This window comes from Mesorhizobium sp. M2E.F.Ca.ET.209.01.1.1 (assembly GCF_004010375.2).
Classification (GTDB): domain Bacteria; phylum Pseudomonadota; class Alphaproteobacteria; order Rhizobiales; family Rhizobiaceae; genus Mesorhizobium.
The window spans coordinates 1-330 of sequence record NZ_SADP02000705.1; the positions used below are offsets into that span (position 1 = coordinate 1).

1 protein-coding gene is annotated in these 330 nt (G+C 61.5%); it reads left to right on the forward strand.

The annotated features are described in order from the left end of the window. The coding region (locus EN852_RS37530; RefSeq protein ID WP_189546539.1) for a creatininase family protein at positions 1-330 on the forward strand (330 nt) is incomplete at both ends.

Sequence of the window (330 nt, forward strand, 5' to 3'; positions counted from 1 at the left end):
TGCGAGTCCGGCCGAGGCATCTGTTTTCCTCGAGGACCTCACCTGGACCGAACTACGCGACGTCATTGCGGCCGGAACGACCACGATCATCATCCCGATCGGCGGCACCGAGCAGAGCGGCCCGGCAATGGCGCTGGGCAAGCACAATGTGCGGGTGAAATTCCTGGCCGCCAAGATTGCGGAGAAACTGGGCAATGCGCTAGTAGCGCCAGTTATCTCCTATGTACCCGAAGGCAACATCGATCCCCCCTCCTCCCACATGCGTTTTCCGGGAACCATCACCATCAGCGACAGGACCTTCGAGCAACTGCTGGAGTCCGCCGCCCGCAG